Origin of the sequence: Fibrobacter sp. HC4 (assembly GCF_023373925.1) — a bacterium.
In the GTDB taxonomy this organism is placed as follows: Bacteria; Fibrobacterota; Fibrobacteria; order Fibrobacterales; family Fibrobacteraceae; genus Fibrobacter.
The window spans coordinates 23,257-41,827 of the sequence record NZ_JALCZV010000004.1; the positions used below are offsets into that span (position 1 = coordinate 23,257).

The 18,571-nt window shown below is 50.0% G+C and carries 14 protein-coding genes; all 14 read right to left on the reverse strand.

The genetic code is table 11. From position 1 onward, the window contains the following. Positions 1-41: 41 nt before the first annotated feature. The 14 genes from rodA to MMG03_RS03660 all read right to left on the reverse strand — a co-directional run bounded on the left by rodA (position 42) and on the right by MMG03_RS03660 (position 18,416). Positions 42-1,295: a rod shape-determining protein RodA gene (gene rodA / locus MMG03_RS03595; protein WP_073158617.1), complete on the reverse strand. Its 1,254-nt coding sequence runs from the start codon at positions 1,293-1,295 to the stop codon at positions 42-44. After that, positions 1,292-3,160, reverse strand: a complete 1,869-nt coding sequence (gene mrdA / locus MMG03_RS03600; RefSeq protein ID WP_249505632.1) for a penicillin-binding protein 2 — start codon at positions 3,158-3,160, stop codon at positions 1,292-1,294. Before mrdA ends, rodA begins: the two co-directional genes overlap by 4 nt. Then, positions 3,153-3,641, reverse strand: coding sequence for a rod shape-determining protein MreD (gene mreD, locus MMG03_RS03605; protein WP_073158611.1), 489 nt, complete (start codon positions 3,639-3,641; stop codon positions 3,153-3,155). Before mreD ends, mrdA begins: the two co-directional genes overlap by 8 nt. Then, positions 3,628-4,461: a rod shape-determining protein MreC gene (mreC, locus tag MMG03_RS03610; protein ID WP_073158609.1), complete on the reverse strand. Its 834-nt coding sequence runs from the start codon at positions 4,459-4,461 to the stop codon at positions 3,628-3,630. The genes mreD and mreC overlap by 14 nt, the downstream gene beginning before the upstream one ends. A gap of 17 nt (positions 4,462-4,478) precedes the next feature. Beyond that, on the reverse strand, positions 4,479-5,501 hold the full coding sequence (locus MMG03_RS03615) for a rod shape-determining protein (RefSeq protein WP_073158607.1): 1,023 nt from the start codon (positions 5,499-5,501) through the stop codon (positions 4,479-4,481). A 69-nt stretch (positions 5,502-5,570) separates the two neighbouring features. Further along, positions 5,571-5,945, reverse strand: coding sequence for a hypothetical protein (locus tag MMG03_RS03620; RefSeq protein WP_073158605.1), 375 nt, complete (start codon positions 5,943-5,945; stop codon positions 5,571-5,573). 160 nt (positions 5,946-6,105) lie between these two features. After that, positions 6,106-7,401, reverse strand: a complete 1,296-nt coding sequence (locus MMG03_RS03625) for a hypothetical protein (protein WP_073158603.1) — start codon at positions 7,399-7,401, stop codon at positions 6,106-6,108. A 190-nt stretch (positions 7,402-7,591) separates the two neighbouring features. After that, on the reverse strand, positions 7,592-8,536 hold the full coding sequence (locus tag MMG03_RS03630) for an AgmX/PglI C-terminal domain-containing protein (protein ID WP_073158600.1): 945 nt from the start codon (positions 8,534-8,536) through the stop codon (positions 7,592-7,594). Between the two features lie 3 nt (positions 8,537-8,539). Further along, positions 8,540-9,034, reverse strand: a complete 495-nt coding sequence (locus MMG03_RS03635) for a biopolymer transporter ExbD (protein ID WP_073158597.1) — start codon at positions 9,032-9,034, stop codon at positions 8,540-8,542. A 2-nt stretch (positions 9,035-9,036) separates the two neighbouring features. Beyond that, on the reverse strand, positions 9,037-9,933 hold the full coding sequence (locus MMG03_RS03640; protein ID WP_073158587.1) for a biopolymer transporter ExbD: 897 nt from the start codon (positions 9,931-9,933) through the stop codon (positions 9,037-9,039). A 35-nt stretch (positions 9,934-9,968) separates the two neighbouring features. After that, complete coding sequence (locus MMG03_RS03645; RefSeq protein ID WP_073158584.1) at positions 9,969-10,589, reverse strand: MotA/TolQ/ExbB proton channel family protein; 621 nt, start codon at positions 10,587-10,589, stop codon at positions 9,969-9,971. 185 nt (positions 10,590-10,774) lie between these two features. Then, positions 10,775-14,596: a tetratricopeptide repeat protein gene (locus MMG03_RS03650; protein ID WP_249269421.1), complete on the reverse strand. Its 3,822-nt coding sequence runs from the start codon at positions 14,594-14,596 to the stop codon at positions 10,775-10,777. Positions 14,597-14,646: 50 nt separating this feature from the next. Further along, positions 14,647-16,887, reverse strand: a complete 2,241-nt coding sequence (locus tag MMG03_RS03655) for a tetratricopeptide repeat protein (RefSeq protein WP_249269422.1) — start codon at positions 16,885-16,887, stop codon at positions 14,647-14,649. 11 nt (positions 16,888-16,898) lie between these two features. Further along, positions 16,899-18,416 (reverse strand): OmpA family protein, encoded by a 1,518-nt coding sequence (locus MMG03_RS03660; protein WP_249505633.1) that lies wholly within the window; start codon positions 18,414-18,416, stop codon positions 16,899-16,901. Positions 18,417-18,571 lie beyond the last annotated feature (155 nt).

Here is an 18,571-nt window from a genome sequence, read left to right on the forward strand (position 1 = left end):
GAGACGACGAAAAACTTTATTTACAAAAAATTTCAGTCAAACTATCGGCGGCTTCCCTGGTAACGCAGGCAAAGCAAAAATCCCACCAGCACCATGCAAGTCAAGGCAAAAGACCCACCATAAGAAAGGAACGGCAGGGGAAGCCCGGTCACAGGCATAAGGCCTATGGTCATGGCGATGTTCACAAGAATATGGAACAGGAAAATCGTAGAAGCTCCCATCACCATCAAAGTCACGAACGGATCCGCCGAACGCTTACAAATAGACGTGGCACGCCACAGGAACAAACCATAAAGAACCAGGACAAAGGCGCAACCCACGAAACCAAATTGTTCCCCAAGAACACTAAAAATAAAATCGGTATGTTCTTCGGGCAGGAACGCCAAATTGGTTTGAGTTCCGTTACCAAAACCCTTACCGGATACGCCTCCGGAACCGATGGCGGTCAAGGACTGCAGCACCTGATAACCATCCCCCAGGGGATCACTCATTGGATCCAGGAAGGTATTCACACGCTTCTGCTGATGAGGCTCCAGCATATTCCACGCCATGGTACTTGCATACCCAGCCAGAATATTTGCAAAAAGGAACAACCCCGTCAAAATCTTGGGCAATTTCCGACGAACCAAGGTAAACACGACCGCACAAATCAGAAGTCCCCACAGAACCTCAAACTGTATAGACTGGGAATGGGAAAACAACACCGACAGCAGCGGACTCACAATCAAGAAAACATCGGCAAAGGAAAGCCCGGCAAAAAAGAAACCGACCATAGTCACCGCAATAAAAACGAGGGCGGTACTCAAGTCCGGCTGCTTCAACACAAGGCCAAAAGGCACAATGAACAAGGCAAAGGGGACCGCAAAAGTCTTCACCTTGTGCAAGCTGACGGGATGTCTAGAAAGCCAATAGGAAATTGTCAGAAGGTAGGCAATCTTCGCAAACTCGGAAGGCTGAAGCTTAAAGACACCAAGGTCAATCCAGCGACCCGCACCCTTCACCACATCGCCAGCAAAAAAGAGAACCACCGCCAGGAGGATCAGCGAAACAACATACAACGGAACCGCCGCACGCTTCAGCCAGTCAATACGGACAAAGACCAACGCTCCCGCCATAATAATTCCGCAGAAGAAATAAACAATCTGCTTAAACCAGAAAGCATCCTTCAGGGGGACTTCTTCAAACACTGTCGCAGAATACACCAAAGTAATGCCGCAACCCATCAGGGCCAGCACCAGCACGATGAAAAGCCAGTCAAACTTAAGGGAATGATCTACAAAACGCTTTGAAATCATGGTTCCTCCTCCACAATTCCTTCATCGAGCTTCTTGTTTTCAAAGTAAGCTTCCAAGACCTTCTTGGCTATAGGTCCAGAAACGGAACCACCGCCGCCTGCAGCTTCCATAATGACAGCCACAGCAATTTCCGGGGCATCCAGAGGGGCAACCGCCGCATACCAGGCATGAGTCTTCTCGCCCTTCTTCCATTCGCCAGAGCCAGTCTTCGCACCCACGCGAACATTAGGAAGAGCGCCTCGCTTACCCGTTCCACCGGGATGGTTCACCACAGAATCCATGGCGTTCATCAAAATGCGATGAGTGTAAGGCTTCATGTTGCCCGGGCGAACAACCTCAGGCTCATAACGGCGCACCACGTTACCCTTGTCGTCCCGCAGTTCCTTCATAAAGTGAGGCCTATAGACGCCCTTTCCCGTAGCCAGGGAGCCCACAAAAACAGCCTGCTGAAGCGGAGTCACAATCTGGCCCTGACCGATAGACAAGTTCAAAATCAAGCCGCGAGCCCAACGCCAGCCAGCCCTCTTGTTACGAACGTTGAAGGAAGCCGAATCCGGAAGCCAGCCAGCACGTTCTCCGGGAATATCAATACCCAGCAGCTTTTCACCATAACCAAAACGTCGGCCAAATTCGTTAATACGCTCCATGTCGATTTCCAAACCAGCCTGGTAGAAGAATACGTCACAGGAAAGACGGATGGCATGAACCACATTCAGGGCACCATGAGTTCCCCAGCACTTCTGATAGCGGACGCCATACTGATACCCACCCGTACAGGATTTCGGGTAATACTTGTTCTCTGTCAAAACACCATGTTCAAGCCCCGCCCCAGCCGTCACCAGCTTAAAGACAGAAGCCGGCGGATACGTACCAGAAATGGCACGATTAGTCAAGGGTCGCATAGAGTCCAGAGCCACATGAGCCCAGCCCTTGTTACGTTCGCGACGCTTCAACGAGAAAATGTTCGGGTCCAGTCGCGGAGAACTGACCATGGCAAGAATTTCGCCAGTTCTGGGATCAAGGGCCACCAGGGCCCCCTTGGCGCTATCGGGAATGGCGGCTTCGGCCACCTTCTGCAAACGCAAGTCAATGGTAGAAACCAGGTGCAGTCCAGGTACGGGAGCCAGCTCACCACCACTAGACACAACGCCCACCTCTCGACCAGAAGCGTTCACCTCAACAAGCTTTACACCGTTCTTTCCACGGAATTCCTTATCATACCCCTGTTCAAGCCCTTTCTGACCAATACGGTCACCCTGGGAATAATCGGCGTATTCAGGCAACTTCAGCTGATCTTCAGAAATTTCGTTGGTATACCCCAGCACATGGGAAGCCAGCGTTCCATAGGGGTATTCACGGCGGGATTCAATCAAGGTCACCACGCCAGGCAATTCCGACGCATGCTCCTCAATCACAGAAACCTGTTCCGGCGAGGCGTCTTCCAGCAAACGGATGGGGCGGGTCTTAATCCAGCGGGACCTCATAAACGCCGTATCCAGCGAAAGGGAGTCGAAAAGACGTTCGCCTGACTTGTCTCGAATTCTCAGCAGACGATTCAAGACAGAATCGCGCTGATCCTTCTTGCGGGGCATCTGCACCGCCTGCAACGAAATCTGATACGACGGACGATTTCTAACAAGAACTTCACCGTTGCGGTCGTAAATGTAACCGCGTTCCGCAACCAGTTCCACCTTACGGATACGGTTGTTATCGGAACGCTGCAAATTTTCATCGTAGTGGGTATACTGCAACGAAAACAGTCGGAAAAGCAAAACCGAGAACAGCAATACCACACCAGCCATGTAAATCAATACATGGAGGTTCCTGTTCTGCACAACCTCATTTTCCGAAGCACCATTAAGCATGCTTTTTCTTCTTGCCTACATCCAGGTAGAACAAAATGCTACCAATCAGCATGGTATAAGCGCAACCCGGCAAGGAGAACGTCAAGAACAAATTTGTAACGATTTCCTTTGAGAGTCCGGTAATGGCAAAATAAATGCCGTCACAAATCAAGCACGAAAGTCCAAGCACGCCAATCTTTGCAGGCATGTTCAAAGACAGGAATCGTTCTTCCAGCTGTCCAACCACAAAGCCGATAACCGTCATTGAAATGGTATGAGCACCAAGCCATTCAATGGGAGCGTACACATCCTGAGTGAAACCGGCAAGGAATCCCCAGAAACAACCTGCAGCGGGACCGCACTTAATAGCCACAGCCACAATAAAGATGATGACAAAATCCGGACCCACGTCAAAAATGGAAAGCCAGTCCGCCACCGTAATCTGGAAAGCGAACGTAACCACGAAAAGGATCAGGAGACTAAACCACCTAAGGTTCTTCATCGAGCAACTCCTTTATTTCCCAGTCCGGATCTTTTTCCATCACAAAAACTTCTTCCAGAGTAGAGAACTCCTGGAACGGTTCCACATCCATCTGACGCATTACATCCAGGTCAGACTTTCTAACCTGCTTAACCGTCCCCACGGGAATCCCCTTAGGAAAGATACCGCCAAGGCCCGATGTGACCAAAGTATCGCCAACACTGACGCCAGCATGGGCAGGCACCATGGCCGTAAGCACATGGCCATCCATGGATTCCAGGAAGCCCACGACGCGGGTGCGGCGCTCCATTACAGACAACTTAAGGTTTGGATCTACAAGCAACTGAACTCTTGAATGCGTAATCGAAGCCTTGGTTATCTTACCCACAAGTCCATTCATAGAGAACACAGGCATGTTCTCCTTTACGCCATGCTTGCTTCCACGGTTCACCACCAGAGTCGTAAGGAAACGCCCCGGATTATGCCCCACCACGCGGGATGTCACGATCGGGAAATCCCACTTGTCGTCAAACCGAACCAGCGTATGCAGTCGGGCCAACTCCTGCAGGCCTTCGCGGGCATGGTAGGTCTCCTGACGGAGCCTTGCATTTTCCGATTTCAGCTGGGCATTTTCGTCTGCCAGGGAACGATAGGCGTTCACAGAAGACACAGCCAGCTGAGCCGGATAGAATACAGAACCTAAAGCAGACGAAACGACACTCTGACGCACCGAATTGGGAGACTGCCTCATCAGCAGCCCCAAAGCGAGAAAAAAGGCAAAGGCGACAACGCCATGCCTTTGAGTGAACAAGTCGATAATAAAGCGAAAAGCCCTAAGCATCGATCAAGATTCTGTTATTAGGTAGAAGAGGCAATCAGGACCGGACGATACTTGTCCAGGTCTTCCAGAATGCGGGCGGCACCCTTGCAAACGCAAATGAGAGCTTCGTCGATCACATTCACAGAAAGGCCTGTTTCCTGACGGATGCGTTCGTCAAAGCCGCGAAGCTGAGAACCGCCACCAGTCATGATAATGCCCTTGTCGTAGATATCAGCAGAAAGTTCCGGCGGAGTAATGCTCAGAGCCTGCTTGACAGCTTCAACGATAGCAGTCACAGGTTCGTTCAGGGCTTCGCGGATTTCAGCACTGTTGATGGTCATGGTGCGAGGCATACCGGCGATAAAGTCGTGACCCTTCACTTCCATGGTCAGTTCTTCTTCCAGGGGGCTTGCAGAGCCGATCTGCATCTTGATCTGTTCGGCAGTGCTTTCGCCAACGCAAAGGTTGTACATGGTGCGCAGGTAACGGACAATGGCTTCGTCCATTTCATCGCCGCCAACGCGAACAGAAGCGTTACAGACAGTACCATTCAAGGCGATAACAGCGATATCGGAAGTACCACCGCCAATATCCACGATCATGTTACCCACGGGATCTTCAACAGGAATACCCATACCCACGGCGGCAGCCATAGGTTCGTGAACCAGATGCACTTCCTTGGCACCAGCCTGCTTGGCAGCGTCGATCACGGCACGCTTTTCCACTTCGGTAATGCCGGAAGGAACACCAACCACAACGCGGGGCTTAACCATCCACAGCGGATACTTCTGAACACGCTTGATGAAAGTCTGGAGAAGGCTTTCCACCAGTTCAAAGTCTGCAATCACGCCATCGCGCATGGGGCGTACGGCGCGGCTTTCGCCCGGAGTTCTACCGAGCATCTTCTTTGCTTCGGAACCGATGGCGGAAACACGGTTATTCTTGCTGTCCACCGCAATAACCGTAGGTTCATTAATGACGATGCCCTGGCCAGCTACATGGACCAATGTATTTGCTGTACCCAGGTCAATACCGATATCGCAAGAAAAAAGACCGAACAAAGTTGTGCCCTTCTTATAAAAAAATGAAACTTAACGCAGCAAATATAATTAAGAGAAAAACAGTGCGTGTCAATCGGGAATCGTATCCCTACCGAATTTCAGCACTTTCAGATAGCGATCCCACTTGCGGGTATGTACATCATACCTGTATTTGCGCTTTTCATGCATGGCAATATCCTTGTAGATGAAAAAATCCACTTCGGCATAAGCCGCATAAATGCGGGACTCGGCCCCTTCGAACAAACGAAAATCCTTGACGCGATAGTACGGCTCTTCCATCAAGGCCGACTTATCACCCGACGACCGGATCGTTTCGGCCACCATGAACTTCAGGTCCTCCTGCAAGTACGGAGTTAATTTATTTTCAATACGGTCTGTAGGCTCAGAGCAACCCAGCACCAGGAATAGGAGGGACGTCAAAAAGGAAATCGCTAACTTTTTCATAAAATTAAAAAACGTAAGAAGTTACACCCCTAAAATAGAAAAGCCCCTCAAAAAAAGAAACATCAAACAAACAAAAAAAGAGCCGCCAAATGGCAAGCTCTTCACACCCGAATGACGGGTGGGAGTCCAGAGGGAGGGCAGGCCCTCCCTTTGCATCTCATCAGAAGGAGTAGGTAGCGTCCAGACGAGAGAAGATGCGACCTTCACCCTGGAACGGGTTGCGGAACAGCAGGTCTTCTGCGACAGTAACGTCGATCTTCAGCTTTTCTTCGATGTTGATACCGAAGCCGAAGCCAACATGGTCGTCATTGGAGCCATCAGCAAGAGGATTGGTGGTGAAGAAGGAACCATCGTCCTTGCAAACGCCGTTACCCTTGTGCTTGCCCTTTTCAGCAACTTCGCATTCGGTGTACAGGATAGACTTCTGACCGCCAACGCGGATCACGAACCAATCCCACCAGATGTTACGTTCAATACCGAAGCTGATCTTGCCGCCGATATCAGAACGCTTGTCCCATTCAGGATCGTCTTCGTAGCGAGAGTCATAGACCCAAGCCTTCTTGTCGTTGCTGTAATAGTAGTCATGAGCCTTCAGCTGATTCCAGATGAAGTCAACACCCATCCAGAAGAAACCGCGGTCCATAGCGACGTTAATACCGAGACCGCCCTGAGCACGCTTGTCATCGATACCCGGAGCCTGAGCAAGTTTCATAGAGACTGCAGGAACCAGTTCGCCGTCAATTGCTTCGAGAGTGAAGAATGCACGAGCCTTAGCCAAGAAGGTAAAGTCACCATTTTCGAAGAAGTCATAGTGACCCGGGCCATACTGAACACGAGCCAAACCGAAAGAAGCTTCGTAAGAAGTACCACCGGAAGTCTGGATATTCAAGCCACCGTCAGCCTGAACGACAGAAGCATGAGCTTCAGTATCCGGCTGATAAGTACCGCTTTCATCCAGATCGCCACCATCCTGGTGAGCGATGTAAATGTGCAAGCCCCATGCATCACCGCTAGAGAAGGTGCCGCCAAGGAAACCGTCAAAGTTGGTCACGGTTTCAGGAACCTTGTAGAAAGCATTGTCGCCTTCCTGCACATAAGCAGGCAGGTACATAGCCAAGTCAGTGTTGATACGGCCAAAAAGGCCACCGATCGTGAACTTCGGATCCGGATTGTTGTCATCGCCGAAAGAAACCGCGAAGATGCCACCGAAGGTCGGGTGCTGAGGATCATGATTGCCACCTGCGGTAACGTTCATGTCGGTATAGGCACCGAAGCCACCGATCAAATAGTTGGAATAAAGATTTGCATTAGCAGCATTATCAAAAATGCTCACATCATCCATAATGTAAGTGGTATTCTTACCCATGGATTCTACACGAGCATAAGTTGCAAAGGCGGAACCAACGCCAAAGACACCAACAGCGGCGCCAACAACAGCAGCAGTTCTTAAGTTCATTATAAAACTCCTCTTGAAATTTCTGCAATAAAGTTAGTTTTATTAAACGTAAAACGCAATAAAAATTTAAACAATTGCGTTTTTTTTGCCCCCTTTAAGTCTTTTTCGCCCAATAGCATAAAGGAAAAAGGCCCAGACCTTGCAGTCTGGACCTTTTTCAATCTCTACTGAAATATCTTCAGAAAAAGAATTATTCAGAGAAGGTGAACGGAATCGTCACAGTGGTGTTACCGGACTTAACCTTGCTGAACTTCCAACGGCTAACAGCGGTCTTGATTTCACCATCAAATTCGCCGAAACCAGTGGTAGAAGAAGCAATGGAGATGCTGATAACTTCGCCGCCCGGAGCGATCGTGAACTTCAAGGTAACCTTACCCTGGAATCCCGGTTTCTTCTTCAGGAACTTGTTATAGATGTGACGGAGACCCGGAGTACGCTGACGGACAACCTTCATGATGTCTGCAGCAGAACGGGAACCACCACCAGCGCCCATATCGATATCACGTTCAGACGGAGTCTTGATAGAGCCCTTAGACTTAGTAGCGATACCACCGCCACCACCGCCAAGGAGGCCTGCAAGACCGTCACCGATACCACCGGAACCGCCTTCAGCGTAACCTTCGTTAAAGCCACCATCAGCCTTACCGCGACGGCCACCGAGAACAGTCTTACCAGTAGTCTGGAGACCTGCAACGTCCTTCAGCACCTTATCGATGTCCTTAGAGAACTTCTGGTTCTTCATAAGGTCGTAGGCACCAGCACTTGCATTCTTGGTCTGAGCAGTGAGGAGCTTGAGCACGCCACGAGTCTGGGGAGCGTTGGGCTGACCCTTACCACGGGGCTTACCACCGCCACCAGCCTTCTTACGAGGCTTCTTGGGTTCTTCCTTCTTCTTCTCTTCCTTCTTCTCTTCCTTCTTTTCTTCGATGGTCATAGAAGCAGTAAGATCAGCAGCTGCGGAGTCATCGAACACGACTTCATCCACAACCTGTTCGTACATGGAAGCCCAAAGGCATATTGCCAAAGCGACAACCAGAGAGATACCTGCGATGGCACCCATCTTCTTATCGGATTCCGGCATCAGGGACGCTACTAACGGATCAATAGCAGGAGCTGCCTTTTTAGTCTTTGCCATATGTTATTCCTCCCCGCCGTTCTTTTCCATCACGGCGAATGCAATATTGGTGTAACCGGCAAAGCCACAAGTAGCCATAACCTTATACATTGCATCGTAAGGGATGTTCTTGTCAATCTGCACAACAATGTGACCGGCTTCGTCGGCAGGCAGGCCCTGCTTGAGGGCATGTTCCTGTTCAACAGCGCGGCGTTCCTTCAGCACAGAGTCCACCTGAGCAACCAGGAGGTCTTCCTGCTTCAAGACGTCGTCGGTCGGGATAATCTTAGCGTTATCAACGATCACATAGTTTGCGTCAACCACGACAGTCAGAGAAACTTCCTTCGGCTGCACACGAGAGGTGGAAACCGGAAGAATCAAGTTTTCTGCCTGAGTCAAGAGCTGACCTTCTGCGTCCATGTTCTTAATCATGAACACCAGAATAATGGTCATCATGTCCATCATGGACGTAATTGAGAACGGGACTTCTTCACCGTATTTACGACTTTTTCTAGCCATGATTAACCTCCCAACTTAGCAAGATTGATCTTGCTGAAACCGGCTTCTTTAGCACGGTCCATAAGTTGAATGATCTTGTCAAACTGAGTATCATCGTTAGCAACGATAATAATATTGTCCACGTCATCAAGGTCGATGAACTGAGTATGAATCTGGATAAGGTCCTTAGCAATCAGATCATATGCAGACAGCGGGTAGATCATGTTCTTTGCAGCCACATCCGGTTTCAGCTTACGAGCAGAGTTCGGAGTGAGGGTAGCAAGATCAGCACCTGCGCCCGGCTTCCTCAGAGTAGACGGCGGATTCAGACCAAGAGCGCCTTCACCCGGAGCCATGAGGAAATTGTTGTTACCATCTACGTATGCACTGTCAGCAACGGCTTCTTCAGCAGTACCGCCGTTGGTGTAAACAGCCCACATAACCTTACCGGGATCTTCTTCAGATTCCTTATTGATAGCCCAAAGTTCGATGCTCTCGATTTCATAGAGATACTTCTCTACGTTCATCTCGGATCCATCCTTACACTTAGGACCATGACCGCTTTCGACAGCTGCCTTAACATCATCCGGAGAATGGGTAATCAGCTTAGCATCGGACTTGCAACGGAACGTCCACATTTCCTTGAAGTAGACATTCGGCTGGAAACCACCGCGAGCACCAATAACGAGGTACTTGTCGGTAATAGCCAGAGACAAGTTCAAAGCCTGCTGGTCCGGTTCCGGAGGTGTATCGTTGTCCATCTGCATCATGGAACGTTCCGGCAGATTGACTTCAACGATAGCCAGCTTGGAGAAGGCAGCCATAGACAACAGCATAGGAATCAGAATCGTGAACAAGCCCATGGCCGGCAACAGATCCGGTTCTTCAGGCTTTGCTGGTTTCTTAAGTTGTCTTGACATATTTTAAACTCCAGTTAATTATTAATCCTAGGCGATTAAGCGAGGGAGTTGATAATCTTGAGGCCCTTTTCTTCCATTTCCTGGATAAGGCGTTCGGAGTTCATGTTCAGGAGGCCAACGATGACCAGAAGAGGCACTGCAGAGAGAAGGCCCAGGAGAGTGGTACCCATAGCGATAGCAATACCGTCAGAAAGAGCCTTAGCACGTTCAGAAGCCGGCTTGTTAGCAACAGCGTCGAAGGTGAAGATCAGACCGTAAATGGTACCCATAAGTCCGAGCAAGGTAGAGATGGAAGCCATAACGGAGATGATGGAAACGTAGCGAGTCAGACGGGGAGCTTCGGTCAGGAACACTGCATCGCAAGCAGCAGTCATGGTTTCGCGGCCACCGTTACGGGTAGAAACGATTGCAGCCATAACGCGAGCGATGGGGAGCTTGGTAGCATTGGCGAGGCTCAGAGCCTGATCATACTGCTGAGAAGAGATCAGCTTACCGAAATCAGCGAGGAACTTTGCACGACCCTTAGAGCTCTTGAGCAAGACGTAGACAAAACGTTCGATGGAGAAACCAAGGCCGATCAGGAAGACGACCAAGATGATCCACATGAACTGCCAACCATCGGATTCAGGGCTGAAGGATTGAAGCATTTTAGACATTAGAGTACTCCTTTATTGAGTGTTTTGGTTTATTTTGAAAAATCTTTGTTCATATTTAATTTTTTTTGAGAAATATGGGACAATAATTGGGTAAAACTTAGTTTACTGAGCTAAAAACGCCATTTTTCTCAAATAAAATAGGGGGAACCCTATGAACAAGGTTCCCCGTAAATTTGTTTTTACCGCTAGTAGCCGGCTTCGTCAGCGTCAGCAGCACCTGCAGCAGCACCAGCACCGGTAGTCGTCGGAACCGGAGAAAGCTTCTTCTTCAATTCAGCAAGTTCAGCCATCAGCTTTTCTCTTTCAGCCTTAGCTTCCTTGATGATATCGCGGTAAGTAGCAATCTGTTCTTCCGGAGTCATGACTTCGGACTTGGAAATCTGTTCGATACGAGCCTTGGTCTTGAAGTAGGCAGGATCAGAGAACAGAGTAGACGGGTCAAACTTTTCGATCTTGGTGTTGAGAGCTTCGTCGTTTTCGTCGAGGCTCTTGAGCAATTCGAACAGCTTGGCAGTCCACTGGTTGTCGATACCATAGTGGGCAGAGGCCTTAATACCGGTAGCGCACTGGGGCTTAGCAAGATCCTTAGCACCTTCAGAACGGGTATTCAGTTCTTCACGGTATGCTTCGAGGTCTTCATGCACAGCTTCAACAGCGTCTTCCTTAGCCATACCTTCGTATTCCACGTATTCCTTCACGATGGAGGCGGAGTCCGGGAGCGGAGAGTTAGCAAAGGCATCGGCAACTTCAACGAAGACTGCGCAACCCTGGTAGTACATTTCGATATAGCCTTCTTCAGCTTCGATCACGTCCTGGTTGTAGAAGCCCTGGTCGCGAGCGAGGTCGATGTTCTTCTGGAAGATGGGACGTGCCTGTTCGTAGTAGCTGGGCAGCTGCTGAACAATACCGATACGTTCTGCAAAGCGTTCGTCTTCCTTCTTGCCGTTCAGTTCCTGTTCACGGATCTTAGCAGCCATGGTGACGAAGAGCATACCCATACGGTTGGTAGCACGGAAGGTCCAGCGTTCAGATGCGTAGGTTGCAGACTTGGAGTAGTGACCCATAGCCTTCTGGAGGATGTCCACCAGCTGCTTGATGATCTTAGCCTTTTCCTTATCCTTACCCTTCAGGACGATGGGTTCCATCTTCTTGTATTCATGTTCACCGAGGTAGTAGGCAGCTTCAGCAGGAACACCCGGATCAGCGTTCTTGATCTGAAGACCGAACTTATCGTAGTTCTTCAAAGTTGCATCGTAGTCAGCAATTGCCTTGTCTTCTTCCTTCAGTTCCATGTAAGCACGAGCGGCACCGATGTAAGCAGCAATCAGCTTTTCCTTGTCTTCGGTGTACAGCTTGATGAAGGTGTGGTATTCCTTAGCAGCCAGATCCCACTTCTTTGCGTTAGCATAAGCCATGGGGATAGAGAATGCAGCATCCAGAGCGTAGGAGCTCTTCGGGTAATCACGGACCAGGTCCTTGTTACAACGGATAGCTTCATCAACCATCTTGGCTTCGTCATAGCTCAAGCATGCGCTATAGAGGTAACCCGGAGTACGTTCATCCTTCGGATAACGCTTGTAGGCGATTTCGTAGGTGACAGCAGCGGACTTCTTATCAGCGATGGAGTCATAGACCTGAGCAGCAGAACCGATAGCCATGAATGCCATGGAATCCTGCGGGAAGTTGTTGGTGATGAACAAATAGGTCTGAGCGGCATTACGGTACATCTGATCGTAGTACTTCTTGTCGTTCTTCTTAGTTGCAGCTTCCTTCTTGTAAGCGTCACCAGCACGGACAATGCCCTTAATGGTGAGCGGAGAAGAAGCATACTGCTTGGGCAGCATCATGAAGGTTTCAGAAGCCTTGGTGAACTGCTTTGCGGATTCATATGCAACTGCAGCTTCGAACACAGCCTTATCAGCAATGTCGATGAGCGGGTAGCGCTTCACGAGAGCCAGGTAAGCCTGAGCACCCTTTTCGAACTGCCCCTGCTTTACACTCTGTTCAGCCATCTGGAAGAGAACGTAAGCGATAGCCTTTTCGATTTCCTTGGCCATGGAGTCATTTCTGGTTTCCTTGACCTTGGTGTACTGAACAAAGAGCCATTCGAATTCCTTCAGAGCGTCATCCAGCTGGCTGGATTCCAGGAGGGACTGAGCCAACATACGGCTGATGAGCAAGATGTACTGATGGTTGGGGAACTTCTGCTTCAGATCGCGGAGCACCACAACTGCAGTCTTGAACTGCTTTGCATCATAATGAACGATAGATGCGTTGTAAGCGAGTTCTGCGGCTTCCTTGTACTGACCGAACTTAGCCATGTACTTATCCACCTGAGCGAAGTAAGCCTTGGTTTCTTCGGACTTGTAAGCCTTGACAGCGTCATCGCCATACTTGTTCTTCTTGGCAGTTTCGCGAGACTGATCCATCATGAGCACGGCGTTATAGGCTGCTTCTTCCTTCTTCAGGAGAGCTTCAGAACCCATGGGACGACGGCCATAACGGGTAGTATCAGTGTCAACGATCCAGTTGAACATCTTAGCAGCGTTAGCATACTGAGCCATTTCCTGGTAAACGAGGGCCAAGTTGATGTGGACCTTGTATTCATCCCAGGTCGGTTCCTTCTTGTAGCGAGCCAAGAATGCTTCGTAAGCCTTGATAGCTTCTGCATACTGCTTCTTACCGGCTTCCAAGTCACCTTCCTTAGTGAGCTTAGCAGCGCGAGCGTGGTGGTACTGCGGAATGTCGAGCATAGCGCCACGGATTGCAGTTTCAGCGTTCTTCACAGATTCCGGATACTTCTGGTTCTTCTTGTACCAGGAAGAGTTACGGTCATAACGCTTCACGACAGTGTAACGATGCTTCTGAGCTTCTTCAAACTTCTGCTGGATGATCAAGATTTCGATCATAGCGATGTCAGCCAGAGGAGCGTCGATATAGTCGGGGTTGATGCTCATCAAGCGCTTGAAGGACTGGACAGCTTCTTCGTTACGGTCATGGTCCTTATTCTTCATACCGATACGGTAGTAGACGGAATCCTTGAACGGAACCTTCTTGTCCTTCAAGAAAGCTTCAGCTTCCTGGACACCACCACCTTCCAAGTCAGAGAAGGAGGCTGCCATGAAGTCCATAGCTTCTGCGCGCAAGTCAGCAGGGTATTTACCCTTGTCAGCGCCAATGATGTATTCAAAGTACTTGATAGCTGCAGTTTCGTATTCTGCAGTGTTATAGTAAGATTCTGCCAAGTGGTACATGGCAAGTGCGGCTTCCTTACCGGTCAGGTTGTCGAAGCCAGTCACCTTCTTATAAGCATTGATAGCGTCACGGAACTTACGGTTCATGAAGTGGTATTCCGCAATACGGAGCCAAGCCTTCGGAACGAGACCGTTATCCGGGAACTTTTCAACAAGACGCATACGAAGCTTGTAAGCCTTGTCGTCTTCGCCAGAAGCTTCCTGCACTGCAGCAGCCTGGTAAATCACGGTCGGGGTCTTGCTTTCGTTGGGATACTTGTCGATGTATTCCAGGAAGTAACCCAAGGACTTCTGGTGGTCGGCCTTGGGGAGCTGATCGATGTTAGCGCACTTAGCCGGCTTGTTATCGCGGTCTGCGCACCATGCAACATCTTCTTCATACTGGGCATTTTTGTCCAGGAAGAGCTTTTCTTCCAACTGGAACTGGTAATGACCCAACTGCTGGAGAGCAGAAGCGCAACGGGCATTCTGCTTACCCTTACAGTTATTAACCTGTTTTTCCCACTGAGCGATAGCCTGACGCATACCGTCTTCATCAAGGCCACCAGAACGGCAAGCCTGAGCTGCCTGGTTCTTAATAACCTTGTAGGAACTTGCACACTGTTCGTAGCCAGAGTTGCCCTTACCAATGGACTTACACTTGGCCATCATCTTTTTTGCTTCGGCGGTCTTTTCCTTACAAGGATCAGATGCTGCAATGGAATTTCCAGCAAGGGAGCAAATAATTGCTGAAACAAGCAAAAGTTTTTTCATCGTTCTCTTATCCACCTATGATATCATCATAGAAAAGGGAAGAACCCGGATTACTCCAGGTCCTCCAGTTCATCAAGTTCCTGCTGAGCTTCCTGAGATACACCAGCACCCTGACCCATCTTGGTCTTAACGGTTGCCAAAGTAAAGCCAGCATCATCAAGAATACGCTTACGGTTGGATTCGAAGCGGTCACTCTGGATTGCTCTCTGGTTGAATGCAGCGTAGTCTTCGATAGCTGCATTAGCCTTATCAAAGCTGGGCTTGAGAGCTTCACGCTTGCTTTCCACACGGGGAGTGGGCAGCTGGCGAGCGAGGTCAAGAGCCTTAACCTGCACAGAGTCGAAATCATCCTGCATAGCTTCGTATGCCTGGCGAGCGCTATCACGGGCAGCCACAGAAACAACCGGCTGTTCAGTGCGCTTTTCAGCCTGTTCGAGAGCCTTGACAGCACCGTTGTAGTCCTTCTTCATGAAGTGGCAGTAACCAATCACGAGGTAGGCTTCAGAAACCAGGAAGGATTCCGGGAGGTTGCTGACGATCCACTGAGCGGGCTTCATAGCTTCATTCGGCTTGTTAACCTTGAGGAAGGACCATGCAATGCCGAGCATAGCTTCGTCGTACACCGGAGAACCGGGCTGGACCTGACCATACATCTGAGCAGCAGCACCGATGTCAGCCTTTTCGCCAGAGAAGAACAAGTGGCCGAGCTTCACACGAGCAGCATCCTGCAGGTCGCGTTCAGACTGGTTGGAAACCGGCTGTTCGGTAATGTCGCGGAAGCAGTTTTCAGCTTCGTCGAACTTGCCGAGACGGCTGTATGCGATACCCATGGTATAGCGAGCATAGAAGTAGTTGGCGTTACCCGGAAGAATTGCAGCGAGCAGGTCGACAGATTCCTGATAGAGACCCTGTTCGAACTTGATCTGGCCTGCAACGTAGTCAGCGTCAGCCTTAACGTCGCTTTCACCGAACTTCTGAGCAATTGCCTGATACTTAGCCATAGCGTCAGTGTACTTGCCTTCCTTATAGTCGATGTTCATCAACTGGAAGTGGTACTTGGCGCGTTGGTCACTCTGCGGATAGCGCTTGATAGCGTCTTCGTACACAGACTTTGCAGCCTTGTGCATACGGAGGTTTTCAAAGGACTTTGCCTTGTAGAAAGCAGCCTGGTCAACAAGGTGGAATGCGGGGTACTTGGTCTGAACCTTACCGAAAGCATAAGCAGCTTCGAGGAACTGACGGTTCAAGTAGAGACGCATTGCTGCACGGTAGTCGTTTTCAGGTTCGATCTTCAAGCGGCGATAACGTTCTTCACCAATCTTTTCTTCGCGGGTGTCACCGAAGCGAGAAGTAATCTTCACGGCCCAGATGAAACCACGATTCTTCTTGGCATAGAGGTCATCGTGAGACATTTCCAGATCCAAAGCCAGGTAACGGAAGATGCTAACATCCTTAACGTTAACGGTGGCTCCTGCAACCGGGTAGCCTTCCTTAGTAAAGCGGAGGCGGACACCGAGATGAGAGGACAGGTAATAAGTCAAGGTGAAGCTCATTTCCGGGTTCACACCGTCACCACCTTCGGTATCGGAGTGGAACACGTCGATGAGGGAAATTTCAGCCTTTGCTTCGAGAGAGCGGTTGAGACCGCGGTAGAAGAAGGAAAGGTTCAGGTTGCTGGGGATGTTGTAGGCATCATCGCGATCGCCACCGAAGAAACCCGGAGCGACGAAGCTGCCACCATCTTCTTCCATGCTGATGCCCGGCTGAGCCAGGTTCTGCAGGGCCACACCTACCAAGAGGTAGCCATACTTAGAAGAAGCAAGGGGATTCCAGCTAACACCCACGTCAGCACCGACGGTCAAGTGCTTGACATCGTCGAACTGGTTGATGTAAAGAACGGAAACGTCGATACCCAGAGCAACACACTGCATCAGGTTGTAAGCATAGCCGAGCAACCAGGAGTATTCACCATAGGACTTACCGCCATCAATGGAAGCACCGTTTTCGAAGAAAGACAGGCCCAAAGTGTGCTTGTAATCCATGGGGAAGGTCAAGCTGACGTATTCCTGAGAAGCTTCACCACTGATGGAGCTGAAGAAAGCTGCGCTGAATTCCAGCTGTTCAGTTTCTGCAATTCCTGCCGGGTTGACGTACATGGCGGTATTGCCACCGAATTCTGCAAACCAGTCATTCTGCTGATACTTATGCGGAGAATAAGTGGCTTCTGCAAACAGAGAAGTGCTGGCTACTGTGAGTCCGAGGACTGCGGTTTTAATAAAACTAGAACGCATCACTTACTCCTTTACTTAATATCCGTGCGGATGAACTCGATACGACGGTTCTGAGCACGACCTTCCGGTGTCTTGTTGGATGCGACAGGCTTGGTGTCACCCATACCGTCGGTGACCATACGGCTTTCGTTAATACCCTTTTCTACAAGGAAGTTCTTAACGGCGGCAGCGCGATCTGCGGAAAGCTGCTTGTTCTTGTCTTTGTTACCAACGTTATCTGTATGACCGACGATTTCAAACGTTGCTTCGGTGAAGGTTTCCATAATGTCGACAACCTTCATCAGAGAGATGTAGGAATCCGGAGTAATCGTAGCCTTACCAGATTCGAAGTTAACACCTTCAAGGACGAACACCTTCTTAGGCGGCTGGGGAACTTCATCCGGGCAACCATCTTCGTCCTTGTAGTTGTTGAGAGTTTCAGCCTGTTCGGGGCAGAGGTCAACGCCCTTACAGACGTGAGCGAAGTTGGCCAGCATACCCTTAGCTTCTACCCACGGGTCGCAGAGACCGTCGCGGTCGTTATCTGCATCCGGGCAGCCATCGTCGTCCTGGAAGCCGTCGAAGTCTTCAGCTTCTTCGGGGCAGTTGTCGAGGCCGGTGCAGACAGAAGCATACTTGTCGGAGAAGCCTTCTTCGGAAACCCACGGATCGCAGAGGCCATCGCCATCGGTATCCGGATTACGAGTTTCTTCAACAGCTTCTTCTTCCTTCACCAGTTCGGCAGCAGTCAGACCGATGTCCAGCTTGCCCTTACCGCGCTTCAGCATCGGAGAGGTGGACTGGCAGTAGAAGTTCGGCTTGGAGAGCGAAGGATTCATGAACTTCGGATCCAAGGAAACATTAGTGCGGTTCACCTTGATGAACTGGTTGAACGGATAGTAGTTCTTGTAGATGTTGTTGTATTCCACCTTGGTCTGGCCGGCAGCGGGGTCGGCGAACACACCGTAGTAGTGGTTTTCCATGAAGATGTTGTTGCGGGCAATCACGTTGGTCGGGCCCTTGAGAGCGAGACCGGAGTAGCCGTTACGGAGCACAACGTTCTGTTCGATATAGGCGTCGAGGGACTTAGCACCCCAGGCCAGAATGCCGGACCAGCGGTTGCCGTACACCACGTTATTACGAAGATGCGGGAGGGAAATGAAAGCACCGATACCGGTTGCCTTGTTATCCATCACGTAGCAGTGATGAATGTAGGGGGCTGCGTTTTCGCACAGAATACCTTCGAGGCCGTTCTTCACAGTGAAGTGAGACATTTCGGCGCCAGAAGTACCCATGACGGTCGGACCGCGACGGCCACCATCGATGATGGTAGTGAGCGGGTCCTCGCCCTTAAGCACAACGCCCATCACCAAGGTGATGTTTTCGTTGTAAGTACCGCGTTTGACGAGGATGGTATCCCCGGCATCTGCATTACCGAGTGCGTCTGCAATCTTCTGGTAGTCGCCAGGCACGTTGATATTCTTTGCCATGGCGGTTCCAGTCAAGAGCATAGCCCCGGCCGTGATCAAGACCAGTTTCTTTAGGGTCATACTGCTACGTTTCTCCAATCATAGAACACATAAAATTCATGCATCTATACTACCCCCAATGGGGCAAGTATAAAATTCAAATGGGAATATACCTTCAAAAACGCCATTAGTCAAACGATTTTCGCAAAAATGGGCAAAATTATCGTAAAAATATT